General features: G+C 56.3%; 21 protein-coding genes. 3 read left to right on the top strand and 18 right to left on the bottom strand.

What is annotated here, in order from left to right; translation table 11 throughout:
- Positions 1 to 55: 55 nt before the first annotated feature.
- From trpB to leuC, 8 genes are all read right to left on the bottom strand, one after another.
- Entirely contained in the window at positions 56 to 1,276 is a 1,221-nt protein-coding gene (gene trpB, locus BMZ67_RS14430; protein WP_092023930.1) for a tryptophan synthase subunit beta, read from the bottom strand.
- Entirely contained in the window at positions 1,257 to 1,886 is a 630-nt protein-coding gene (locus BMZ67_RS14425) for a phosphoribosylanthranilate isomerase (protein ID WP_092023928.1), read from the bottom strand. The genes trpB and BMZ67_RS14425 overlap by 20 nt, the downstream gene beginning before the upstream one ends.
- The gene (truA, locus tag BMZ67_RS14420) at positions 1,883 to 2,788 is read right to left on the bottom strand and encodes a tRNA pseudouridine(38-40) synthase TruA (protein ID WP_092024163.1); all 906 of its coding nucleotides are present in this window, start codon (positions 2,786 to 2,788) and stop codon (positions 1,883 to 1,885) included. The genes BMZ67_RS14425 and truA overlap by 4 nt, the downstream gene beginning before the upstream one ends.
- Positions 2,789 to 2,921: 133 nt before the next feature.
- On the bottom strand, positions 2,922 to 6,137 hold the full coding sequence (locus tag BMZ67_RS14415; protein ID WP_092023926.1) for a FimV/HubP family polar landmark protein: 3,216 nt from the start codon (positions 6,135 to 6,137) through the stop codon (positions 2,922 to 2,924).
- Positions 6,138 to 6,554: 417 nt separating this feature from the next.
- A complete protein-coding gene (asd, locus tag BMZ67_RS14410) occupies positions 6,555 to 7,670 on the bottom strand; it encodes an aspartate-semialdehyde dehydrogenase (protein ID WP_092023924.1) in 1,116 nt (371 codons plus the stop codon).
- 130 nt (positions 7,671 to 7,800) lie between these two features.
- The gene (leuB, locus tag BMZ67_RS14405; protein WP_092023922.1) at positions 7,801 to 8,874 is read right to left on the bottom strand and encodes a 3-isopropylmalate dehydrogenase; all 1,074 of its coding nucleotides are present in this window, start codon (positions 8,872 to 8,874) and stop codon (positions 7,801 to 7,803) included.
- 14 nt (positions 8,875 to 8,888) lie between these two features.
- The gene (gene leuD, locus BMZ67_RS14400; protein ID WP_092023920.1) at positions 8,889 to 9,536 is read right to left on the bottom strand and encodes a 3-isopropylmalate dehydratase small subunit; all 648 of its coding nucleotides are present in this window, start codon (positions 9,534 to 9,536) and stop codon (positions 8,889 to 8,891) included.
- 19 nt (positions 9,537 to 9,555) lie between these two features.
- Positions 9,556 to 10,974 (bottom strand): 3-isopropylmalate dehydratase large subunit, encoded by a 1,419-nt coding sequence (gene leuC / locus BMZ67_RS14395; protein WP_092023918.1) that lies wholly within the window; start codon positions 10,972 to 10,974, stop codon positions 9,556 to 9,558.
- Between the two features lie 186 nt (positions 10,975 to 11,160).
- Between leuC and BMZ67_RS14390 the strand changes: the two genes are divergently transcribed.
- Together BMZ67_RS14390 and BMZ67_RS14385 are read left to right on the top strand one after the other, a co-directional pair.
- Positions 11,161 to 12,075 (top strand): LysR family transcriptional regulator, encoded by a 915-nt coding sequence (locus tag BMZ67_RS14390; RefSeq protein ID WP_092023916.1) that lies wholly within the window; start codon positions 11,161 to 11,163, stop codon positions 12,073 to 12,075.
- A gap of 8 nt (positions 12,076 to 12,083) precedes the next feature.
- A complete protein-coding gene (locus BMZ67_RS14385) occupies positions 12,084 to 13,265 on the top strand; it encodes a PilT/PilU family type 4a pilus ATPase (protein WP_092023914.1) in 1,182 nt (393 codons plus the stop codon).
- 8 nt (positions 13,266 to 13,273) lie between these two features.
- Here the strand turns inward: BMZ67_RS14385 and BMZ67_RS14380 are convergent, their stop codons facing one another.
- The 10 genes from BMZ67_RS14380 to BMZ67_RS14335 all read right to left on the bottom strand — a co-directional run bounded on the left by BMZ67_RS14380 (position 13,274) and on the right by BMZ67_RS14335 (position 24,090).
- Positions 13,274 to 14,413 carry an MFS transporter gene (locus tag BMZ67_RS14380; RefSeq protein ID WP_245750008.1) on the bottom strand — a complete coding sequence of 380 codons (1,140 nt, stop codon included), beginning with the start codon at positions 14,411 to 14,413 and terminating at the stop codon, positions 13,274 to 13,276.
- Positions 14,414 to 14,436: 23 nt separating this feature from the next.
- Complete coding sequence (gene aroC / locus BMZ67_RS14375) at positions 14,437 to 15,531, bottom strand: chorismate synthase (RefSeq protein WP_092023910.1); 1,095 nt, start codon at positions 15,529 to 15,531, stop codon at positions 14,437 to 14,439.
- Positions 15,532 to 15,564: 33 nt separating this feature from the next.
- Positions 15,565 to 16,473, bottom strand: a complete 909-nt coding sequence (gene prmB / locus BMZ67_RS14370; RefSeq protein WP_092023908.1) for a 50S ribosomal protein L3 N(5)-glutamine methyltransferase — start codon at positions 16,471 to 16,473, stop codon at positions 15,565 to 15,567.
- A gap of 81 nt (positions 16,474 to 16,554) precedes the next feature.
- A complete protein-coding gene (locus BMZ67_RS14365) occupies positions 16,555 to 17,745 on the bottom strand; it encodes a patatin-like phospholipase family protein (protein ID WP_092023906.1) in 1,191 nt (396 codons plus the stop codon).
- Positions 17,742 to 18,641 (bottom strand): DUF4892 domain-containing protein, encoded by a 900-nt coding sequence (locus tag BMZ67_RS14360; RefSeq protein ID WP_175481934.1) that lies wholly within the window; start codon positions 18,639 to 18,641, stop codon positions 17,742 to 17,744. The genes BMZ67_RS14365 and BMZ67_RS14360 overlap by 4 nt, the downstream gene beginning before the upstream one ends.
- On the bottom strand, positions 18,631 to 19,497 hold the full coding sequence (locus tag BMZ67_RS14355) for an alpha/beta fold hydrolase (protein WP_245749992.1): 867 nt from the start codon (positions 19,495 to 19,497) through the stop codon (positions 18,631 to 18,633). The genes BMZ67_RS14360 and BMZ67_RS14355 overlap by 11 nt, the downstream gene beginning before the upstream one ends.
- 46 nt (positions 19,498 to 19,543) lie before the next feature.
- Positions 19,544 to 19,894: a PilZ domain-containing protein gene (locus tag BMZ67_RS14350; RefSeq protein WP_092023902.1), complete on the bottom strand. Its 351-nt coding sequence runs from the start codon at positions 19,892 to 19,894 to the stop codon at positions 19,544 to 19,546.
- A 144-nt stretch (positions 19,895 to 20,038) separates the two neighbouring features.
- Positions 20,039 to 21,073, bottom strand: a complete 1,035-nt coding sequence (gene holB, locus BMZ67_RS14345) for a DNA polymerase III subunit delta' (protein WP_342713589.1) — start codon at positions 21,071 to 21,073, stop codon at positions 20,039 to 20,041.
- Positions 21,074 to 21,085: 12 nt separating this feature from the next.
- Positions 21,086 to 23,155 (bottom strand): transglutaminase TgpA family protein, encoded by a 2,070-nt coding sequence (locus BMZ67_RS14340; protein ID WP_092023898.1) that lies wholly within the window; start codon positions 23,153 to 23,155, stop codon positions 21,086 to 21,088.
- Entirely contained in the window at positions 23,152 to 24,090 is a 939-nt protein-coding gene (locus BMZ67_RS14335) for a DUF58 domain-containing protein (protein ID WP_245749991.1), read from the bottom strand. Before BMZ67_RS14335 ends, BMZ67_RS14340 begins: the two co-directional genes overlap by 4 nt.
- A 252-nt stretch (positions 24,091 to 24,342) precedes the next feature.
- Here BMZ67_RS14335 and BMZ67_RS14330 point away from each other — a divergent pair, with 252 nt between their 5' ends.
- A complete protein-coding gene (locus tag BMZ67_RS14330; protein ID WP_092023896.1) occupies positions 24,343 to 24,960 on the top strand; it encodes a hypothetical protein in 618 nt (205 codons plus the stop codon).
- Positions 24,961 to 25,006: the final 46 nt, after the last annotated feature.

Here is a 25,006-nt window from a genome sequence, read left to right as displayed (position 1 = left end):
ATGCTCCTGTACGAATATCTTTGATCCGGCTGGCGATGGCTCAGGTAAAAGATTCTTATATTTCGATTCCATCAAGGTTGGCGATGGTGTGAATGTCTTTGTCGCCACGTCCGGAGATGTTGATGATAACCACCTGATCTTTGTCCATGCCCGCAGCGAGCTTGGTGCCGTATGCCACCGCGTGGGACGATTCCAAGGCCGGCATAATGCCCTCGACTCGCGTCAGCTGACGGAAACCGTCAAGGGCCTCTTCGTCGGTCACCGAAACGTAATTCGCCCGGCCGACATCTTTCAACCAGCTATGCTCTGGCCCTACCCCGGGGTAATCAAGCCCGGCGCTGACGGAATGAGTCGCGGAAATCTGGCCGTTCTCGTCTTCCATCAGGTAGGTCCGGTTGCCGTGGAGAACTCCCGGGCGCCCTGCGCACAAAGGCGCGGCGTGCTGGCCAGTCTCCAGACCAAAACCGCCGGCCTCAACACCGTACATCGCTACCGATTCATCCGTCAGGAATGGGTAGAACAGTCCAATGGCATTGGACCCCCCTCCAACACAGGCCACCAAGGCATCAGGCAACTTTCCTGCCTGGGTAAGGCTCTGCGCCCGCGCTTCCCGGCCGATGACAGCCTGGAAATCACGCACCAGCAGTGGGTATGGATGAGGGCCTGCAACGGTACCGATGATGTAGAAGGTATCATCAACGTTCGTCACCCAGTCACGCATTGCCTCATTCATGGCATCTTTCAGTGTTCGAGTGCCGCTTTCAACCGCATGCACTTCAGCGCCCAGCAATTTCATGCGATAGACGTTCAGCGCCTGACGCTGAACATCCTCGGAGCCCATAAATACGTGGCATTCCAGCCCGAGTCGTGCACACACGGTTGCTGTCGCAACACCATGCTGGCCGGCGCCTGTCTCCGCAATCACGCGCTTTTTACCAAGGAAACTTGCGAGCAGCGCCTGTCCGATGGTGTTGTTGACCTTGTGAGCCCCGGTGTGATTCAAGTCTTCACGCTTAAGCCAGATCTGTGCTCCGCCCGTTTCCCGGGTGAGGCGCTCGGCAAAATACAAAGGGCTTGGGCGACCAACGTAATGGGCCAGGTCCTTATCAAATTTTTCCTGGAATTCCGGGTCATCCTTTAAACGATGGTATTCGCGCTCAAGGGTCACCAGCGAATCCATCAGCGTTTCTGAAACAAAACGCCCGCCATAGTCGCCAAAATGGCCACGAGCATCCGGGAGGCTTTCGAGCAGTTCTTTAGTAAGTTTTGTTGACACGTTGGACCTCTTTCAGGAAATCAGTCATTCGTTTATGGTCTTTAACGCCTTTACGGATTTCCACTCCGCCACTGACGTCTACCGCCCAGGGCCTGACCTGCTCTACAGCGCGAGCTACGTTATCAGAGTTGAGCCCACCGGCCAATATCAGGGGCAATGGCCGCTTTTCAGGAATCATCGTCCAGTCAAAGCATTTACCGGTACCGCCATAATGCGCTGGATCAAAGGCATCCACCAGCAGGCCGCAGGCTTCGTAAAAACGCGCAAATGCTGAGTTGATATCCGCCGCATTCCTCACCCGAACCGCCTTGATCCAGCGTCGGTTGAACTGCCGGCAGAACTCTGGCGTTTCGTCACCATGAAACTGCAGCAGATCCAGAGGAATCCGCTTAAGAACCTCTTCGACAAAGGCGCGATCAGGGTTAACAAACAGACCGACCACCGTTACGAAAGCCGGTATCGCCTTCACGACCTCTTCTGCCGCTTCGAGGCTTACCGCTCGGGGACTTGGCTCATAAAAGACAAGCCCAATTGCGTCAGCACCGGCGTCGGCGGCAACACGGGCGTCCTCAGGCTTAGTAATCCCACAGATCTTGATCCTGCTGTTCATGCCGTTGGCGCCTTGTTGATACGAATCTTTGACATGGCAATCGGAAGATTCTCTTGCCCGGAAAACCATGGCCGGACAAACCCAGGGCCACTAATTCCGAGTGGGATACCGGCGCCCTCAGGATAACCGACATCAACAAGATACAACCCATAAGGCGGCGCTGTCACACCCGCGAGGGTTCGATCCCGCTTCGCAAGCACTTCGCCAACCCACGCTTCGTCTTTATGTCCGCACCCAACTGCCATCAACGCACCGGCAATGTTCCGAACCATATGATGCAGGAAGGCATTGGCTTGAACATCAATAACGACATAGTCGCCCTTACGGCTTACCGAAACTGACTCCATAAATCGATTTGGGGAGCGAGACTGGCAACCTGCGGCGCGAAAAGACGAAAAATCATGCTCACCGACAAGCGCCTGCGCAGCACGATGCATGGCGTCCGCATCCAGTGAGCGGAAGTTCCAGCTTACCTGTCGACGCATGATTCCAGGGCGAACACGACCGTTGTAGATCACGTAGCGGTAACGCCGGTAGATCGCCGAGAAGCGAGCGTGGAAATCTTCGGCTACGTTGCCCGCCCAGTGAACCGCAATGGCGTCAGGCAAAGCCGTATTAACGCCCATCACCCAAGACCTGATACTACGAACGGCGGTTGTTTCAAAATGAACCACTTGGTAGCTGGCATGCACGCCAGCATCGGTTCGTCCGGCACAAACGAGTTCAACGGGGTGTGCTGCAACCTTCTGAATGGCTTTGACCAGCTCACCTTCGACCGAGCGCACACCGGACTTCTGAAACTGCCAACCATGGAAGTGCTCACCATCGTATTCAAACACCATGGCGACACGTCCATCACCGACGGCGACTTCAGTTGTCAATTCAGGAGGATGGATAAACAAGGGCGTTACCGAAAGCAATTGATAATGGAAGTAGCGGGCCAACAATCCGTCAGTTGTCGCTATAACGTAAAACGCCGGTCTGAGGGTAACCTTCAGCCGGCGCTCTACACCATATTTACTACATTATAACGAATCAGGACAGAGATTTAAGAAGATCCTGGGCCTCTACCTTCTGTTCGTCACTGCCTTCAATGGCAACTTCTTCCAGAATGTCCCGCGCACCATCAGAATCGCCCATTTCGATATAAGCTCGAGCAAGGTCAAGTTTGGTTGCAGCTTCATCAGTGCCGGCCAGGAAATCGAAATCGTCATCGTCACCGAGAGCGGCTTCGTCGATACCAGCGATGCTGTCAGCCGATGAAGGCTGAGCCGTCTGCTCCGTGGACGCGCCTGAGAAAGAGGTAGCATCCTCGGACACGGCCTCATCAGCCACCGGCACATCAATATCGAACTCACCTGATTCACCCAGCGCTTCATCGAACCCGAGTTCATCGCCAGCAATAGGCAGATCTTCGTCTTCCGCGCGATCACCAGAGGTGCTGGCCACCTCACCCATCAACGCAAGATCCTCGTCGGTGATATCAAGTTCAAGGTCTTCGAGGGCATCTGGTTCAGAAGCCGGCAGTTGATCTTCGCCACCTGCCACTTTGTCCAGCTCAGCATCCAACTCATCCAGGAAAGATTCATCAAGCATTTCAGAGCTGACGGACTCCTCTTCCAGTGTCTCTTCGCCAAGATCGAGTGATGCAAAATCGTCCTCAAGGTCAACCGTCTCTTCAGCGGTGTCCGTGAGTTCCTGCTCCATATCCACTTCGAGTTCGCCCAGGTCAAGGTCAACATCCGTGACCTCTTCCTCCACTACACCCTCATCGCCTGCAACTCCCTCAAGATCGAAGTCAAGGCTCAGGCCATCATCCTCAAGGGAAGATACGGCGGTAGTTTCGTCTTCAAGCCCTGCCAGAGCGTCATCTTCTCCAGAGGCATCAGCGTCAAGCTCAAGGTCGGACAGGTCAAACTCGATCGGTGCGTCTGCTGACACTTCTTCAGCCGTGTCAGCAACAGTCTCGTCAAGCTCAAACGACAGATCGTTCTCGCTGACTGGAGATTCTGCCCCTTCTGCCGCTGGCTTCTCGGATTCTTCGTCGGATGTGAAGTCCAGGTCGCCAAATTCCAGATCTGATTCGCTTGATTCATCCGCACCGTTGTCAGCCAGAACCTCTTCTGACTCTGAGGAGACAGAGAACGAATCAGACATCAGCTGGGATTCGAGCTCGTCAATGCTCGGCGCAGCTTCTGCCTCCTCAAGTCTGGAGCGAAGGGCGGCGGCTTCAGAAATCGCCGCGTCATCTTCCAGTGCTTCCAGCTCACCATACTGCTTTTCGAAGGAGTTGCGATCCTCCGCGTCGGCGTAAACGCCAAGCAGCTTGAGGCGCAAATCGGTCCGGCTAGGCTCATTGGAGATGGCGCTTTCTAGGGCCTGAGCGGCCTGATCCAGGCGACCATAGGCAATATAGGTATCAGCTTCTGCAAGCGGGTCGTTGCCAGCCTCGCCTTCATCCTGACCTTCCGCTGCCAGCTCTACTGGCGCATCATCACCTTCAGACTCATCATTTAGCGTGTCATGAAACGCCTTTTCCTTATTGGCATTCCGACGCGCGACCAACAGCATCAGCAGCAGGAACAGAACCAGCCCGCCTCCCAGTGCGATTTGATAGAGGGGGTTGCCAACAATGGCATCAATAATGTTCTGCGGGAAATCCTTGTTCTCCGCTTCCGCCGGAGCCGGTGCTGCCACTACTGGCCGCGGCTTTTCCTGCGCGGTTGGAGCTGGTGCAACCCCAGTCTCAGCAGCAACTACCTCATTGTCCGGCTGTGCTTCGACCTGCTCAGCTTCAGCAGTGTCAGCATCACTCATGCCCTCAACACCAGGCGCCGTCAGGGATGCCTCGTCAGACAGCTCACCGCCTTCGCCAGCGAACTCGGCTTCTTCAGCACCCTCAACAGCGGGTTCAGCGGCATCTTGAGCTACGCCAGACTCGCCTTCAGCTACAAGGTCAGCGCCCTCTTCACTTTCGACACCAGCACCGGCGGTCTCGGCATCGTCGCCTTCGCCCATGACCGGCTCACCAGCATCAAGGGCTTCACCAGCAGCAACAACAGAGGGGTCTACAACAGATCCCGCAGGTTCGCCTTCAGTGGCATCGGCCGCCAACGACTGCTCATATTCAGCAAGCTGACTGTTCTTCAACTCCAGCAATCGCTGCAAAGTCTCAACCTGAGACTGCAGATCCTCAACCCGCCCTGAAAGCTCCTGATTCTCACGCCGCGTGCTGTCCAGCTCTTCCATCGCGACGGAAGATCCGGAATCGACACCACCAGACATCTGGTTTTCGCCACCGGCAGAACCAGCGTCGTTGTCGGCGCTTTCGGAGCCAGTTTCGGTTACAACCAGCTTGAGTTCGTCACCTGCCGGCTCAACACTCGCTGCTGGTTGCTGGGAGCCGCTATCCGCGACCAGTGACTCTTCTCGTGCATCAACGGCGCGAGTGGATGTGCTCAAGGCCTGATTCTGGAGACTGACTTCACGAGTTGCCTGGGCGGCAGACCGAGCCTGAATCTGCTCAAGTGTCGGCACGCGAAGTACCTGTCCGCGCTTCAGGCGATTGATATTCCCACCAATGAACGCATCCGGGTTCAAGTCCTGAATAGCCAGCATCACCTGTTGATTGCTGACTGAACTGTCAGGCTTAACGGCAGACGCAATGCCCCACAGCGTGTCAGCCGGACCTGTGGGTCCGAACGTTCCTGGCGCACTGCCAGACGCTGCTGTCGTGGACGTTGTTTGTGGACGACTGGCTGGCGCTGTAGTTTGCTGCGGCGCTTGAGTTGGAGCAGGCGCGGCTGTTACTGACGGCGCCTGAACCTGCTGAGTAATACCCGAATCTTCCGCGTAAACAGGGGGGTCAATCAGCAACGAATACTCGCGCATCAACCGTCCGCTGGGCCAGGTCACCTCCACCAGGAAGTTGAGGTACGGCTCCCTTACGGGTTCGGTGGTAGAAACATTGACAACAAGGCTGCCATCTCTTGACGTGGCAACGTTGAACTTAAGCCTGTTCAGGAAATAGCTTCGATCAATACCAACCTGGCGGTATGCCTCATCTGATGCGAGGTTTACGAATACCTCGGACGGGCTAACTCCCCCGCTTCGGGTCAGACCAATATCCGCCTCAAGCGGTTCATTCAGATAGGACTGAAGCTCAATCTCTCCCAGTCCCAGTGCCTGTGCGACTCCAGAGCCGAGCCCACCAGCCAGTGCCAGGGCAACCGCAAGTTTGCGTACCTTCATGCTAATTCCTTTCCAGTCTCCGTTATTCTTTACTGCTCGCTACAAACAGAATCGGACGAGGTTGGATGACTTCTTTCCTGAGACGATCGTCTAAAACGGTTCTAATTATTGTGAATAACCAATTTCGGCCTGTTCGGCCAGCGCTTCAATGGGCCAAGTATTGTTGATAAATTCTGTTTTATCAATCAATCAGCCAGATTCGTTCCACCAATTCTTCAGCTATTCCGTGGAACCCTCTGTTACCACACGCCAGAGCGGGCAGAATTTCGCCCCTGCAAGCATAGCCCACGAACCTCATGACGTGAACCGACAACGCCTGAAAAATAACAGGGGCGGAGACTGAAATCAGCCTCCGCCCCTGTTTGGGTTCCTGAAACCGGACGCAGTTGGCATTACGCCACCCTCCCGGTTCCTGAGTTACCGCTCCTGGAGAATGCGGAGCATCCGTCGCAGCGGCTCCGCGGCTCCCCACAATAGCTGGTCGCCAACGGTAAACGCAGAAATGTACTCCGGTCCCATGGCCAGCTTACGAATCCGCCCAATGGGCACGCTCAGGGTGCCAGTCACTTTCGCTGGCGTGAGCTCAGCCATAGAGGCCTCACGCTCATTCGGAATGACCTTAACCCAGTCGTTGCCCTGAGCCAGCAGACTTTCAATTTCATCAAGCGGCAGGTCTTTGCGCAGTTTGATCGTCAGCGCCTGGCTATGGGAGCGCATGGCTCCGATACGGACACAGATGCCATCAATGGGAATCGGCTGCTCGGAGCGACCAAGGATTTTGTTGGTTTCGCTCTGCGCCTTCCACTCTTCCCGGCTCTGGCCGTTGTCCATCTGCTTATCAATGAACGGAATCAGGCTGCCTGCCAGCGGTACACCGAAGTTATCCGCAGGGAAAGACTCTGAACGCATGGTGTCAGTCACGGTACGGTCAATATCGAGAATTGCTGAGGACGGATCTGCCAACAGCTCGCTCACACCGTCACGCAGAACACCCATTTGACTCAGGAGCTCCCGCATATTCTGGGCGCCCGCGCCAGAGGCCGCCTGATAAGTCATGGGAGAGACCCATTCAATCAGGTCTTTCTCCAGCAAACCGCCAAGGGCTAGCATCATCAGGCTAACGGTACAGTTGCCACCGACGAAATCCTTAACACCATCACCCAGCGCCTGATCGATGACCTTGCGGTTAACCGGGTCCAGCACGATCACCGAGTGATCAGCCATGCGCAGGGTTGACGCCGCATCAATCCAGTAGCCGTTCCATCCGGCGTCACGGAGCTTCTGGAATACCGCCGAGGTGTAATCTCCACCCTGACAGGTCAGAATGACATCCATCCCCTTGAGGATTTCAATATCGTAAGCGTCCTGCAGAGGAGGCACGCCTTCCTTGCCGACGTCCGGGGCCGCCTTTCCGGCCTGGGAGGTCGTGAAAAACACCGGTTCGATGTCGGCAAAATCGTTTTCTTCACGCATACGCTGCATAAGCACGGAACCAACCATGCCTCGCCAGCCAACAAGTCCGACTCGTTTCATCTGCGAACTTTGAACCTCTTCTAATGCCCGCCCTTACCTGTTTCGCCGATAAGGACAGGATGACTAACCCCGCAGCAACAGCATCTTGTTGCTGTCGGGCTTTCTAAAAAAAGCAGCCAGCACTCTTACATCAAAGCGCTGCCAGCACCGCTTCACCCATCTCAAGGGTGGAGACCCGGGTATGACCCTCAGACATAATGTCCGCAGTCCGCAGCCCTTGATCAAGCACCTTGCTAACCGCCGCTTCAATGGCCTGCGCAGCTTCTTCAGCCTGCAGGCTGTACCGCAGCATCATTGCCGCAGACAAAATAGTGGCCAGTGGATTGGCAATGCCCTGACCAGCAATATCGGGCGCGGATCCATGGCACGGCTCATACATCCCTTGCTTGTCAGCGTTCAAAGAAGCCGACGGCAGCATTCCAATAGATCCCGTAAGCATGGCCGCTTCATCGGACAGAATATCACCAAACATGTTCCCGGTCACAATTACATCAAACTGCTTGGGCGCACGAACCAGCTGCATGGCAGCGTTGTCGACGTACATATGGCTGAGTTCGACGTCTGGGTATTCCTTCGCCAGATCTTCCATGATTTCGCGCCACAGCACAGTGACTTCGAGCACATTAGCCTTATCGACTGAGCACAGCTTTTTGTTACGTTGCTGAGCCGCTTCGAAGGCAACCCGGCCGATGCGTCGAATCTCAGATTCGGTGTAAACGTAGGTGTTGTAACCCTGACGCTCGCCGTTCTCCAGTTCGCGCACACCGCGAGGCTGCCCGAAGTAAATGCCACCGGTGAGCTCACGGACAATCATGATATCAAGGCCAGATACCACCTCAGGCTTTAACGACGATGCCGAAGCAAGCTGAGGGTAAAGAATCGCCGGTCTAAGGTTGGCGAACAGTGCCAGGTTGGAGCGCAGACCAAGCAGCCCTTTCTCCGGACGCAAAGCCATTTCCAGGGCATCCCACTTGGGCCCACCCACAGCGCCCAGCAGGATCGCATCCGCATCGCGGGCCTTGCTGAGTGTTTCTTCCGGCAGCGGAACACCGCTGTCGTCGATCGCGGCACCCCCAACCAGGGCGGAGTCAAACTTCAGGCCAAGACCAAACTTTTCGTTGACCTTGTGCAGAACCTTTTCCGCTTCCGCAACGATTTCAGGGCCAATGCCATCACCCGGCAACAACAGTACTGACTTGCTCATATTAAATCCTTGTTTCAGTTTCCAGCATTAAACAGCCAGGGTGATGATTCCCGGCGCTTGGCTTCATAGCTCTTGATCAACTCGGCATCTTCCAAAGTCACACCGATGTCGTCCAAACCGTTCAGCAGGCAATGACGGCGGAAGTCGTCAACCTCAAACCCAAAGGACTCGCCACTGGGCGTTGTGACTGTTTTTGAGTCGAGATCAACCGTCAGTTGATAGCCTTCCTGACTCTCCGTTTCCTGGAAAAGCTTTTCGACAATTTGCTCTTCAAGAACAATGGGTAACAAGCCATTTTTAAAGCAATTGTTATAGAAAATGTCGGCAAAGCTCGGCGCAATAATGACCCGGAAACCGTAATCGTCCAGCGCCCACGGCGCATGTTCCCGGCTTGAACCACAACCAAAATTGTCCCGGGCAAGCAGTACGCTGGCGTTCTTATAACGTGCCTGGTTAAGAATAAAATCCGGGTTTAGCGGTCGTCCCGAGCAGTCCTGGTCAGGCTTACCTTCATCCAGGTAGCGCAGCTCATCAAACAGGTTTGGGCCAAACCCGGTACGCTTGATGGACTTAAGAAACTGCTTCGGAATAATCATGTCCGTATCCACATTGGAACGGTCCATTGGGGCAGCGATGCCCTGGTGTTGCGTAAATGCGCGCATGGTTCTCTCCGTCTGTGGATCAGTGGGTCAGTTCACGTACATCGACAAAGTGGCCAGTGACTGCAGCTGCAGCCGCCATCGCCGGACTGACCAGATGCGTACGACCACCAAAGCCCTGCCGGCCTTCAAAGTTCCGGTTGGAGGTTGAGGCGCAGTGCTCCCCTTGCCCAAGCTTGTCAGCGTTCATCGCGAGACACATAGAGCAACCGGGGTCGCGCCATTCAAGGCCCGCTTCCACAAATATCTTGTCGAGACCTTCAGCCTCAGCCTGAGCCTTAACCAACCCTGAGCCTGGCACAACGAGCGCCTGCTTGAGGGTTGATGCCACCTTCCGTCCTTTAACGACTTCAGCAGCCTCTCTCAGGTCCTCGATGCGGGAGTTGGTGCAGGAACCAATAAACACCCGATCCAACTTGATGTCGGTAATCGGCATGTTGGCTTCAAGCCCCATGTATTTCAGCGCCCGCACAATGCCTTCACGCTTGATCGGGTCAGCTTCTTCCGCAGGATCAGGAACGCGCCCATCAACCGAGGTCACCATTTCCGGGGATGTGCCCCAGGTTACCTGCGGCTTGATGTCAGCACCTTCAAGCTCCACCACCTTGTCAAACACTGCATCGTCATCGCTGTGCAAGGTGCGCCAGTAGGCAACCGCGGCGTCCCACTGGTCGCCGGACGGCGCAAAGGGGCGCCCCTTGACGTAATCGATGGTGATGTCGTCCACCGCTACCATGCCAACCCGTGCACCGCCCTCGATGGACATATTGCAGATGGTCATCCGTGCTTCCATGGACAAGCCACGAATAGCCTCACCACCAAATTCGATGGCATACCCGGTACCGCCGGCGGTGCCGATCTTACCAATAATGGCCAACACCACATCTTTACCGGTCACACCCTCGCCTAACTGACCGTTGACCTTGACCAGCATGTTTTTCATTTTCTTCTGGACCAGGCACTGGGTAGCGAGTACGTGCTCAACCTCAGATGTTCCGATGCCGTGGGCCAAGGTGCCAAACGCCCCGTGGGTGGAGGTATGGGAATCGCCACAGACAATGGTCATGCCCGGCAGGGTCGCACCCTGTTCTGGCCCGATTACATGAACGATGCCCTGACGCTGATCCTTGATCTTGAATTCCTGGATGCCGAACTCATCGCAGTTCCGGTCGAGGGTCTCGACCTGGGTACGTGAAACCGGGTCAACAATCCCGTCGATACCTTTGTCGCGATCAGTAGTCGGAACGTTGTGGTCTGGCGTTGCCAGGTTTGCGTCAAGACGCCAAGGCTTGCGGCCAGCCAACCGGAGCCCTTCAAAGGCCTGCGGCGAGGTCACTTCGTGCAGCAGTTGACGGTCAATGTAAATCAATGCGGAACCATCGTCCCGCTGCTTGACGAGATGATCGTCCCACAATTTGTCGTACAGGGTCTTACCGGCCATGGAAGGCTCCTCAGCTCTCTCGTTAATTCTTTTGTTGCACCGCCCTATCCTGGGCCTCAGGTAGGGGTCCATCGGAACAGTGCGGGTATGGCAAATATGGTATACCCTTTGGTCGAATAACCACAATTCATGTTTTTTATAGATTCCATTCCGCAAAGGAATGATATAGCGATAGGTATACCTACCATGGACAGTAACAGCCTGAAAGCATTTGTCACCATCGTTGATACCGGGTCCTTCTCGGAAGCCGCTGAGTCCCTTCACCTTACCCAGCCAGCTATTAGCAAGCGGCTCTCGTCCCTCGAAGGTCTGCTGGGTCACCAACTCATAGATCGCAGTCAGCGCCAACTGCACCTGACCGAGGCCGGCAGTCGCCTGCTGCCCCATGCCCGCCGTATCCTTGATGAATTTCATAACGCCCGGGTAGCGCTTTCTCAGGACAACGCCGACATTGGTGGCGACCTGGACATCATCACCAGCCACCACATTGGACTCCATCACCTGCCAAGCTGGCTCCGCCGATTCCACCGCCTATACCCCAATGTACGGGTGAATCTGCAGTTCATGGAGTCTGAGGCCGCATACGCACAGATGCGCAAGCGAAACGCAGAGTTAGCCTTTGTCACACTCAGTGACAGTATGGGGGCGGATTTCATGGTATACGAACAATGGTCAGATCCAATGGCATTTGCCGTGGGCCCCGATCACCCCCTGGCATCGATGGATCAGGTAACGCTTGCCGATCTCAGTCAGTACCCGGCAGTGCTACCAGATGCCTCGACGGCAACCTATCGCGTGGTGAGTCGGTTGTTTCTTGAGCATAGCCTGATCCTGAACTCACAGATGCCGACCAACTATCTGGAAACCATCAAGATGATGACCAGTGTTGGGCTTGGGTGGAGCGTTATCCCACAAGGCATGATTGACGGCTCAGTGGTTCAGATTCCGATCGACCAACCCGTTTCGCGAACGCTGGGCGCCATTGGGCTTACCGGCCGGGAGCCAAGTGCGGCGGCAAATGCCCTTAAACGTATCGTCCGGGAACAGGAGCAGGAGTTCCTTTATACCCGGAGGTCTAGCAACAATGAGCAAACACCTTAGGAGACCCCATGGGCTTTGATGATTACCTGAAAATTCTCGCCATGAAGGATGGTTCGGATCTGTACCTGAGCACCGGGGCGCCCCCTTGCGCGAAGTTCCAGGGCACGCTCAAGCCCATTGACCGTACTCCGATGGCTCCTGGCGCCATCAAGGACATTGCCTATCAGGTGATGGATGACGAACAGATTGAAGAGTTCGAGCAGGAACTCGAAATGAATCTGGCGTACAGCATTCCCAGGGTTGGCCGTTTCCGGATTAACATCTTCCGTCAGCGCAATGAGATTTCCATCGTTGCACGTAACATCGTGACGGAGATTCCAAACGCAGACAAACTCGGCCTGCCCCCCATCCTGAAAGACGTGGTCATGTCCAAGCGAGGCCTTGTGCTGTTCGTCGGTGCAACGGGTTCGGGTAAGTCCACGTCCCTGGCGGCGCTGATTGACCACCGGAACACCAACTCCAGCGGTCACATCATCACCATCGAAGATCCGGTGGAGTACATTCACCGCCACAAGAAAAGCATCATCAACCAGCGTGAAGTCGGCGTTGATACTCGCAGCTTCCATAAAGCGCTGAAGAACACCTTGCGGCAGGCCCCAGACGTTATCCTGATCGGCGAGATCCGCGACCGGGAAACCATGGAGCATGCCCTGGCCTTCGCTGAAACCGGTCACCTGTGTATTTCAACCCTGCACGCCAACAACGCCAACCAGGCTCTTGATCGTATCATTAACTTCTTCCCGGAAGAGCGTCGCCCGCAGCTGTTGATGGACCTGGCAATGAACCTTCGCGCCTTCGTGTCCCAGCGCCTTATCCCGACCGTGGATGGCAAACGCTGCGCCGCCATCGAAATCTTGCTGGGAACGCCGACCATCAGTGAACTAATCCTTCGCGGTGAGATTGATGGCATCAAGGAGATTATGGAGAAATCCGTCAATATCGGTATGCAGACCTTCGACCTGGCGCTATACCACCTCTGGAAGGATGGCAAGATTACCGAAGATGAAGCCCTCAAGAATGCGGATTCAGCCAACAACCTGCGGTTGAAGATCAAGCTGCATGGCAACGAGACTGGCGGAAGCAGTGTTAAGGACAGCGCAGCCACCGACAAACCTGCCAGCAGCGGTGGCTTCACCCTCAGCCTAGAATCGACGGACGAAGAAGAGGAAGACCTGGATAACCCGTTTTAATTGGCGGTCTAACCAGACGAGTCCTGACTTGGTGGTGGCCTCAACCACCGCCAGGTTACCCATAGAGCAACCAGGGTCGCCATAGCACTTCCCCAAAACGCCACATCGGTATTAAACCCTTCCACCAGAAATCCCGACATCCAGGCCCCCAATGCGCCCCCGGCACCGAAGGTAAGCCCGCTGTATAACGCCTGCCCCTGGCCATGATGACCTTTACCAAAGTACCCATGGATATACTGAACCGACAAGGCATGAAGCGCCCCATAGGAAGCGGCGTGGAGCAATTGCGCAAACAACAGGACCACCAGCCACTGGGTGGCCTCAGCGATCAGCACCCACCGAACCAAGGTCAGCGCCAAGGCCGCCAACGCAATCTGGCGATAACTGTAACGGGCGAACAGGCCATGCATGGCAACAAACAAGACAACCTCGGCCAGAACCCCCAGTGACCACAACAATCCAATGGACACACTGCTGTAGCCATACTGCTCAAGGTGGATACTGAAAAAGGTGTAGTAAGCGCCGTGGGACACTTGCAGCAGGAAGTTCATCAGGAAAAACCCGATCACTGCCGGGTTGGCCAGGATGCCCCGAAGACTCTCCCCACCGCTACGCTCTCGCACCTGCCCTTGCTCTGAAGGGATCATGAACGAGGACACCACAATGCCAAGGAACACCGGCATAACCAACCAGGGCAAACTTGCGACCGGTATGAAGTCCAGCAACGTGCCCACAACGGCAACCGCTGCGATGAAGCCTACGGATCCCCAGAGCCGTACCCGCCCATACCGCGCTTTATCTGAGCCGAGCCCCCGCAGGGTGATGACCTCGTACAGCGGCAGGATTGCGTTCCAGAAGAACGTGAACACCAGCATCACCAGCATCAGGCCGAAAAACTCCGGCTCGATAAACACACCCGCGAAACTGATCGCGCCGACCACCGCGCCAAGGCGAACCAACCGTACCCGCTGCCCGCTACGGTCGCCAAGCCAGCCCCATAGACTGGGTGCGACAACTTTGGTGATTTGAATGGTCGCCATCAAGGTGGCGATTTCGAGGTAACTGAACCCTCTACCCTGCAGGTAGAGGGACCAGTATGGGAGGAGCGCGCCAAGAAGCGCGAAAAACCAGAAATAAAGGTTAGACAGACGCCAGTAGATAGCCCCGGCCCTCAGCGGCGTTCGATGTCCGGCGTGGTGACGGAGACGTCGCCATTCTGGCCGCGATGGCGCAGGTAATGATCCATCAATACGATGGCCATCATGGCTTCGGCAATCGGCGTGGCACGAATACCGACACAGGGATCATGACGTCCGGTGGTGATCACCTCAACGGGGTTACCGTGGATATCAATGCTGCGGCCAGGCAGGCGAAGGCTGGAGGTCGGCTTGAGCGCAATGCTCGCCAGGATCGGCTGGCCAGACGAAATGCCTCCCAATACGCCCCCGGCGTGATTTGACAGGAACCCTTCTGGTGTCAGCTCATCACGATGTTCGGTCCCTTTTTGAGTGACGCAGCCAAACCCAGCTCCAATTTCTACACCTTTGACGGCATTGATGCTCATGAGCGCATGCGCCAGATCCGCATCCAGCCGATCAAAAATGGGCTCACCCAGCCCCGGCGGTACACCCTCTGCCACCACGTTGATTCGGGCGCCAATGGAATTGCCTTCCTTGCGCAAGGCGTCCATGTAGCTCTCCAGTTCAGCCACTTTGTCGGCATCGGGACAGAAAAACGGGTTCTGGTGAACCTGGTCCCAGTCGAGCTTGTCGATGGTGATCGGACCAAGCTGGGACAGGTACCCACGAATGCGAATACCGAGGCGCTGCTCCAGGAACTTGCGAGCAACCGCACCGGCCGCAACACGCATGGCTGTTTCACGAGCCGACGAACGCCCACCACCCCGGTAGTCACGGAGCCCATATTTATGGGTGTAGGTGTAGTCGGCATGAGCCGGACGGAATTGCTCGGAAATCTTGGAGTAATCCTTGGAGCGCTGATCGGTGTTTTCAATCAGCAGGCCAATCGGTGTGCCCGTGGTTTTTCCCTCGAACACCCCTGACAGGATGCGAACTTCGTCCGGTTCTCTACGCTGGGTGGTATGGCGAGACGTGCCCGGCTTGCGTAGATCCAGGTCTTTCTGGAGATCCGCTTCAGAGAGTTCAAGTCCGGGAGGACAGCCATCAATAATGCAGCCAAGTGCCAACCCGTGGCTTTCGCCAAACGTGGTCACCGTAAACAGCTTGCCAAAGGTATTTCCAGACATAATTCAGAATCTTATATTGATTAGATAAAGTGATTACTGAGAGTTATTCTCTTTCCACTGCCGCAGGTCTTCAGCCTGCAGCAGGAAGACACCGTCGCCACCCTGATCAAATTCCAGCCAGGTAAACGGCAGCTCAGGATAAGCCTCATCCAGCGCGACCCAGCTGTTGCCCACTTCTACGATTAATAGCCCGCCGGGTGCGAGGTGGTCAGCAGCCTTGTCGAGAATTCGGTGGGCAATGTCGAGACCGTCATCCCCGGCCGCCAGCCCCAGCTCCGGCTCATGGTGAAACTCTTCCGGCATTGAGGCCATATCCTCAGCATCCACGTAAGGAGGATTGCTCAGGATCACATCGTATTGGCCCTGGATGTTATCAAAAACGTCCGACTGGATGGCACGAACCCGGTCCTCAAGCTGGTGGAAAGCAATGTTGCTTTCAGCAACCTCCAGGGCATCACCTGAGATATCGGAAAGGTCGACCTCGGCGTCCTCAAAGACTGTCGCTGCGCCGATACCGATGCAGCCGCTCCCCGTACAGAGGTCCAGAATGCGGTGAACCGGTTTGTCCCCAAGCCATGGCTGGAGTTCAGACTGCAGCAGCTCGCCGATGGGAGACCGTGGCACCAACACCCGTTCATCAACATTGAACGGCATTCCCATAAACCAGGCCTCACCTAGCAGGTAAGCCAACGGTGTCCGGTCGGCAATCCGCTTTTCTGCACGCTCCAGAATCAGCGCCCGCTCGTCTCGGGTCAGGCGGGCATCGAGAAATAGCTTGTTGTTCTCAAGCGGCAGGTGAAGGCTTCTCATCACCAGCTGAACCGCCTCATCCCAGAAGTTATCCGTACCGTGCCCGAAAAACAGTGGAGACGCAGCAAAGCGTGAAGAAACGTACCGCAGGTAATCACGAACGGTGTGGAGATCATCAATGGGCAGTGTCACAGGTCTGGCATCCTTCTGGGTACGACTGGGCTGGCCGCGAATTATACGCGCTTTCACACACTGACGGCAGTCCTGCTTTAATCAGGGCGCCAGCGGACCGGAGCTGCTACGCCTCTTTTCGTATCGTTCCAGCGCACGCTCCATTCGTTCCCGGCCAATCTGGATCAGCTCAGGTGCCTTGTGGTAATCGTAGGTGCGACAGATGTTCTTGGGCACGTTTACCAGAAGGTCAGGCGGGTAACCGGCTATCTTGTATTGGACCAGCGCACTTTGCATCGACTCAATCGCCAGGTTCATGACATCAAACCGGCCAATACCGAGCTTATCCCAATCCAGTGCATCGAGCTCTGACAACAGGCCTTTCCCATTGTCCTGAGCGATCTGGCTTTGCTCTGCCCGCTTCTCTTCGAGCGCCCGGTTGATTCTCGCTTCGGTTTCCGCGGAATCCCCGCCGCTCCCATCGCGTTTGCCGGTAAATGCCTTGAGGATGTCCCAATCAAACCAGCGCGACGCCTTATCCAACACCTTCTCCGCCCATTCCTCGCCTTCCCTGGGCTCATCCTGACCGGCAAACATGGCGTCTTGCACGGTCGGGACCTGATCCTCTTCCCCAGCGAGGTTGATCGCAACGATGAGGTCCGCGTGGGATGAAATCGTGGGAATGATCGGCAGTGGGTTCAACAGCGCCCCATCCACCAACACCCGGCCCTGAAGCACCATGGGGGCGATCAGCCCTGGGATTGCAATGGACGCACGGATTGCCTGATCCACTGGTCCTTCCTGAAACCAGACTTCCTTGTGGGACAACAGGTCGGTTGCGACGGCCGTATAAGGAATCCGCAAATCTTCAATCCGGGTATCACCGAGCATTTCCCTGACAACAGAAAAGACTTTCTCGCCGCGAATCGCCCCTGCGGAATTGAAGGTGACATCCAACAGTTTAAGCACATCAAACTGCCCCAACCCGGTCACCCAGTCCTTGTAATCTTTCAGTTTTCCCGCAGCAAAAACTCCGCCAATGAGCGCTCCCATTGAACAGCCGGAAACAGCGATGATGTCGTACCCGTGCTCCTGGAGGACTTCGATGGCGCCAATGTGGGCATAGCCCCGGGCACCGCCGCTGCCGAGGGTAAGCGCTACAGTTTTACGGCGACCGGAACGCTCGGGGCTGGCCGCAACGGCGCCGCTGACAGCTGCTGTTTTTTGCGGAACGCCGGCATTGGCTTTGGCGGGTTCGGAATGAGCCTCGTTCTCGGAATTTGACTGGGTCATGGCGCTAGAATAACCAGGAGTTCGATGTGATCTGCGTTTCGTGTCGGCTCCCGGAACTGGATGGCCGGCCCCACGATCAGGATTTTCTGTCTTTCTTCACTGACACCGGTCTTGGCCAGCAATGCCGACATCGCATCCGCGGCTTGAGCGGCGCGTTCCATCGATTGCTCGAGCAACTCATTGGGCTGCAATTCCGCATGACTGGTCAGCACTACTTGTGCCCCTGGCTCAGAGGCCCAGGAAGTGAGGTGGCGACGATCGGTAGAGCTCCAGTCGAACCTCACGGTAACACCGCCGCTCCACGGAACCATAATGGGCCCACGAACCCGCCCGCCGTCGCTAGCCGCACCGGGAAGAACAGCGTCTGCCCCGATCTCAAGCTGTTCAACCCAGACATACTCCCTCTGGTTTCCCCTGGTAACGGTGTACACCAGCACAAGCCAGCGGCGATCATTATTCTCAACGAGCGCAGCCAGGTAGTCCTGCTGGTCATCCCGTCCATAAAGCGTCGCCTGACCAAAAATCTGGTTCGCCCAGACGTTGCTGCGCCCGCAATCCCGGCCCTGGCACTCATACAGCACCGAAGCCCTCACCTCCTGCAAACGCTGGCGATAATAATCCCTTGCCGCCCGACGGTCGGAGTCTGTGGCGATTTTCATTAGCTGGCCAATCCCGGAAACCGGCACCCGCACCATGGTTTCAGAGCGGATCTCGTCATTAACTTCCCTCACCGGGCTGAACAGAATCCGGTGAGCCGGTGACTCTATGCTAATTTCGTTTTCCACCCTGGACAGGGGGAACGCCTCCAAAAAATCGGAAGCGCTGGCTGGTATGGCACTGCAAAGAACCATAATCGCCAGGAGCCCACCAAATACCGCCCTTAGTTCACGCGTCATCCTGTAAAAATTCCTTGATTAAGTCTGACATTGGCTCAACGTCACCGTCGAGGTGGCAATGATGGGTGCCCGGAACCGTCGACACCTGCAATGATGTCACCGCATCGAAACGGGCCTGGACGTTACTGTTCTTGGCGAGTAAGCCTTCTTCCGCAAGCAACAGCAAAGTCTCCGTACTTACAGCTTTCAGGGCCGCCATTACCTGATCTTCATCAAAGGCCATCATGGACGGGTGCCGGAGCCTTGGGTCAGTTCTCCAGCAGTACCCGCCATCCACTTCCCGAAGATTCCGGGGAACCAGAATGTGCGCGGCCTCATGAGACAACGGGCTGAACCCTCCGGCACGGGCCTCAGCGGCAGCATCAACGGAGTCGTACAGTGGGCTCCTACCGGAACCCGCCTGACGTTTTAACAATGCACGCCGAAGTTCGGGAATAACCTGACTGGGCGAACGACTCAATGGGCCAAAGCTGTCAATGATGCTCAGCCGAGACACTTTCTCAGGAAAAGCCGCAGTGTACAGCAGGGATATGACTCCACCCAGGGAATGCCCGACAAGGCGTACCGGGCCATCAAAGTGGGTATCGAGAAGCTCGGCCAGGTCGGCTACGTAATCAACCAGGAGATAGGATTGCGCCGGCGGACGGTGGTCTGAATGACCGTGCCCGGCCATATCGATGGCATAAACATCGCCAAGTTCGGTCAGGAGCGGGGCCATCTTGGCAAACGTGAGGCAGTTGTCCATCCAGCCATGGAGCATGACCACTGGGACACCACGGGTTTCCGGGTTTCGGGCTGGCCAGTGGAGACCTGCCAGCACCATATGGCGCAACGGCCAGCGTATTTCCCGATGCACGTTGCGCTCCCGAGGTGCAATTACCCCTGCTTTTGGATCATTCATATTACATGGTGTGGGTCGGTCGATCTGAGCTCAGCGCCCCGGCCAGGTACGATTCGATCTTGGTCCGTGCAGACTCGTCGTCGCCACTGAACTGAACACCGATACCTGCCGCACGATTGCCCTGGGCACCTTTCGGTGTAATCCAGATCACTTTGCCTGCCACCGGAATTTTCTCTGGCTCGTCCATCAGGTTAAGAAGGAGGAAAACCTCATCACCCAGCTGATACTGTTTCTGGGTTGGGATGAACAGCCCACCCTGACGGATATACGGCATATAGGCCGCATAAAGAACGGCCTTATCCTTGATCGTCAGAGTCAAAATACCACTGCGCGCGCCAAAACCTGGCCCCATGTCACTACCCCTATCGCAATCCAGCCAGCCGCTACTGTAGCGCCCTGCAAAACCACACAGCGCGTTAACGGCAATTAAAACTTATTGTATTTCACAATCATAGCAGGCACATATCAGGTGCGCACAGAAGTTTCTGGCCATCACTCAACCCGCTTTGCGTCGTCTTGAAGGCATCAGGGCCTGCCACTTCATGAGCAGACGCTCCGCCTCCAGTTCAACGCTGGCGTTGTAGATACCCGCCGCCCGCGTTTCGCGGCAGGCCTCCAGCAGTTCGTGGGCACGCCAGGGCGGGTTGTTGACCGCAAGGTACTGCAACATATCCGCCGCTTCGGTGTCCCTGGGCTCGCCACCACATCCCAGCCTGGCAAGGTCGGCTGCCAGCCCCTCCAGCAGCCACAACATTCCATCAAGCCCCAAATCCTTGAATGGCTTGGAGGCCTCGGGAAGGGGCAGCTCGTTCTTCATGAATTGGCGAAAGCTGTCCAAGGCAATTTTCCGCTGAGCAATAAACTCACCTTCGAGGTATTCCCTGGCCAACCTCGGTGCGTTGCCCGCCAACCTGAGCGCTCGCTCAAGCGCCTCCCCTTCATATTCGCCCTCATCCACGGCCCGGGAAGCAGCTTCTACCTCCAACCAGGCCTTGGCCGTGGCAAAGTCCGGGGTTGGCAAGACAACGGTCTGGCAGCGGGATCGCAACGTCGGCAGGATTGGCCGCCCGCTTTCCTGAAGAAGCAGCAACACCAAATCCGATGGCGGCTCCTCAAGGGTTTTCAGCAACGCATTGGCGGCATTGATATTCAACTGGTCGGCACGATCCACCACGATCACCTTCCGGCGGGCCACCTGAGGGGATGCCATTGCAAAGGCTGATAATGCACGAACCTGATCCACCCGGATCATTCGTGATTTTTCAGGCGCAAAACGCCGAATATCTGGATGGGACTGGGCCTGGACCAACTCACATTGCTTACATCGGCCACAGGGTGCCAGCCTGCCCGACTCAGGGGAAACGTCTGGTTTGTCGCACACCAGTAACGCAGCCACGCCGTCTGCGAATTCAGTCTTACCGACGCCACGCTCGCCACCCACAAGCAGAGCGTGTGATAACCGGCCCGCCTTAAGACTGCTGTCGACAAATCGCCAGGCATCACTATGCCAGTTCATTGTATGGGCGCTCATGACTAACTACCTCTAGGTTTTTCGTGCACTTGGGCGCACCACCTTCATCTGCTTCCGCGCAGTTTTAAGAAGCCGCCTGAGGCGGTCAAGATCATTCCTGCCGGCCTGACCAGCCTCTTGCTCTGTCGCCACATAGTAATGGTTGTAGAGAGCCCGGGCAAAGGTGCGGGCCGGTCCCGCCGCCGCAGGAGACACGACCGCAACCCGCTCCGCTATCTGCAGCGGAGTATCCCCTTCCTGAATATCCACCCCGCTGCGCCTTGCAGCCTGACGCCACTGCCCCACCAGCCTTGCAACCGGGTCCTGGCGGAACCGGGCGCGCTGCCGGAGCGCAGAAACCACAGCCCCGACCAGCACGCCAAACGCCACCAGGCCCGCGCTGAAATACCCGAGTTCTTTTAAGCCCCACTGCCCGGGAAGGCGTGATAGAAGATCCATTTGGGTCTGCCCCTGATACCCGACAACCCATCTTTGCCACTGGTAGTTCATCCGATCCAACTGTAGCGATGCCCATTGGACCAACGGAATGTCTGAATACCGCTGCGGTGAGCCCCAGCTGTTTTCGAGGAATGACCCCTCCTCAGCGACGGCCTCTCTCAAGCCACCGTCGATGCGACTGGGAGCAATGGCAGCAGTGGGATCGACCCTTACCCACCCTTGCCCCGGCAGCCATGCTTCTACCCAGGCGTGAGCATCGTACTGCCGCACGATCAGGTACTCTCCGCCAGCTCCGGGCTCACCCCCTTGATACCCCACAACGATTCGCGCAGGTATGCCGGCCACCCGAAGCAGGAACGTTGTCGCGCCGGCGTAGTGGGCGCAGAATCCCCTTTTGGCATCGAACAGCAGCTGATCTATTGAATCACCCATCATCTGCGGTGGCCGGAGCGTGTAGTAATAGGCTTCGCTCCGGAACTTGCGCAATACCGAATCGATAAACGACCGCGCATCCAAACTGCTTACTTTGAGCTCCTTGGCAAGTACTCTCGCCCTTGGATTTCCGCCCGCTGGTAGCTGAAGGTATTGACGCAGGTCACTCGCCTGGAGATCGTCAGCGGCTGGAGTGTCACCCTGGAGGCTCAGCCGGTATCGGACGGGGGTATCCGCTGGGCGCTGGAAGAGAAACAAGCCTTCGCCGACCTGGCGGACATTATCGGAAGCCGCCACCGACCCCTTCAACGCAAAGGCCCAACTTTGACCGGTTGGGTCCATCAGCACATCGTAATCGCGCACCCCCAACTCGCCTGCGCCCCCGTCATTCATAACGCGCCCCAACCGCCGGAAGGGTTCGGGTTGCGACTGGGTCCAGGTGTTTCCGTCCAGCCGGTCAAGCACCAGCCCTCGCCAGTATCGGTCTTGTGGTGGCGGAACTTCACCCCCGAACGCGACCCGGAATGCCCGTTCACTGCTTTGTGCCAAATTTGAGATATCACCGGGTGTCATCGTGTCGCTGATACCGGTCTTGGCTGCCCCAGACACCAAAGGCACACTCCACAAGGGTGATAACCGTGGGAAGAACAGGAACAGCAAAATCACAATGGGAAGCGTCTTGACGAACATGCTCAGAAGCCGGCGCCACCCGGCCCTCAAGGCGCCAGGCGCATTCGGGGCGTTGAGGATTTGAAGCCCCACTAACAGGAACATGACTCCGGTAAAGTTAACCAGAGTCCAGAGAATCCCCTGTTCGAACAGGAAGTTCACGGCAGCGAGATAAACCAGTATAAAGAACAGCACATAGAAATCGCGGGACGAGCGGGTTTCAATCCACTTCAATCCAATCGCAATGACGAAAAACGATGCCGCGGTATCGACGGTAAAACGCCCACTGACCGTGGTGAGGTAGACTGCGATCATGGCGATCATGAAGCCGGTTCGCAGCCACCGGCCAGGTAAACGTATTCTCCCCAGGTGAACCAACCAGCGCCAGCCAGCAAGCACCACGCAGATCGTTGGCAGCCATAAAGGTAACCGGTCCCACTGGGGCAGGAGCAGCAACAGAAAGGCGCAAATCAACCAGATCAGTGCGCGACCGGGAATTTCCTGGTCAACATCTGCGGCGCTGGGATGACTCGTGCCCCTCATGCCGCCTCCCTATCGGAATTCCGACCATTTGTACCAAATAAGGCCAGTACACGCAGGCACCTCTGGGTATGGGCCGGGCCGCCATCTGGCTCAACGTCCTGCCCTGGCAACCTTAGACCAAATGCCTCGCCCGATTTATCCCGCTCAAGAACCAATGCGGTCAGGTAGCTTAGGCGCAACTCAGTATCCACCCCGGGAAACGACGCAAAATCTAGCCAGTCGGGGTTGCCTTGCTCACCATGCCACTCCGCAATCGCCATTTCGCCAGTCCGGGCAAAGCGTTTCCATTGCACTCTCTGAAGAAGGTCTCCTTGACGCCACGGCCTGATCTCTACGTGGTCCTGACCGGGCGCTTGAGTAACAATGCCGGACTCATCCCCGCTCACACCATGATCCACCGGTACTGGTGGGAGCAGGGGCTTAGGGTAGACAATGGCGGTTGTCTGGGGGCGAAGCCATGACCAGGCCCTCAGCAATCCGAAAGGGAAGCGGGTTTCAATCCGGACACGGTCAAGCAGCAGGTATCCACGCTCGGTTGCAGTGACGACCAGGCGCATGTCGGACGATGATTCGGGTCTCACATGCTGCATCACCAGCCTGCTCCCCTGGCTGGCTCCTTCCACGCCGACGGTTAACGCGAGATTGTCGTGCTTGCCCGCACTGCCACGAAAGAGAAATGGTATCGAGTCGCCCACGTACCCTTCCCCGGCGTGAATCAATGTCAGCTCCAGTCCTGAAAGGTTGCTGTGGGTCTGATGCATGGCAGCCACAAAAACCACGCCGAGAAAAAACGTCAGCAGGAAGATCAGGCTGTTCTGGTAATTGATGCCCGTTAACAGCATAACGATCAACAGCGCAGCAAACAGCCAGCCCATCCCGGTGGGAAGGATGAAGATATTATTTTGGGCAAACTGATGCTGATCAGATCGTGGCAACCGGCGATTCACCCAACGGGCCCATCGTTGACGAAGCCTCTTTCCCACTAGCTTGAAAAGCATTCACAACCCCGCTTAGCCCAACCGATAAGTCCTCGCGCCCTATATCATCAAAGGCGATCACAAACCCGCCATATTATCCTTGAATTAGGCCCCTTAAACACAAATACTTTGAAATAGGTACGAGTTTCCGATTGGCTGCTGTAATTCGGAAACATTTTAAATGTTCTGGTTAATAGCCTGAGGCCGCTCATGAAACAACAATCTATCCTGTTAACTGCCATTATCGGGGCAGTGGGTAGTCTGCCGGCATTTGCAGGCGTACGGACCCTGACGTCAGACGAAATGGTTGAAACGTACGTTAAAGATTCCGCGGTTATTGTCGTGCCAAGACAACAGCAGCGAGCCGAAGAAGACCGTCGTCGTATCTTGCGATCCCTCACAATTTCCCCGGGGGAACCTGTGCAGATGGAGTCCGAAGCCGAGGCAGAGCGGGCGGAATTCCAGTTCCGTGAGGACGAAGAACGTTTTGCCTCACTGAAAGAAGCCGAGGAAGAATTCATCCGCCGCACCCTTCTCACCCCGACATCCGAGATCGCCGCCATTCAGCCGCCGGACTATCAGATCCTCAACATTCCGCCCATTATTTTTGGGGAACAGCTGGTGATCCCCGAAGGTCCCTTTGCCCAAACCTTCCTGAACGATCAGTTGGGTATCGCCTTTGATGGCAGCAACCTTAATCTGTCGATTGGCAACCCGCCCGGCATTGATCAGATCACCCTGCCGCAAGGCATTGACGAAGGCCCCATCACACTTGTACCTCGCCCAGGCGGCGGATTCGACCTCTCTATTCAGGTGCCGGAGCAGTAAACCTCCTCTCGCTTAAGCCGGGAAACACACAAAGGGCCTCCTCGGA

Origin of the sequence: Marinobacter zhejiangensis, assembly GCF_900114775.1 — a bacterium.
Taxonomy (GTDB): Bacteria; Pseudomonadota; Gammaproteobacteria; order Pseudomonadales; family Oleiphilaceae; genus Marinobacter; species Marinobacter zhejiangensis.
The sequence above is the reverse complement of the archived record's forward strand: the minus strand, read 5'-3'. Positions and strand labels throughout refer to the sequence as shown.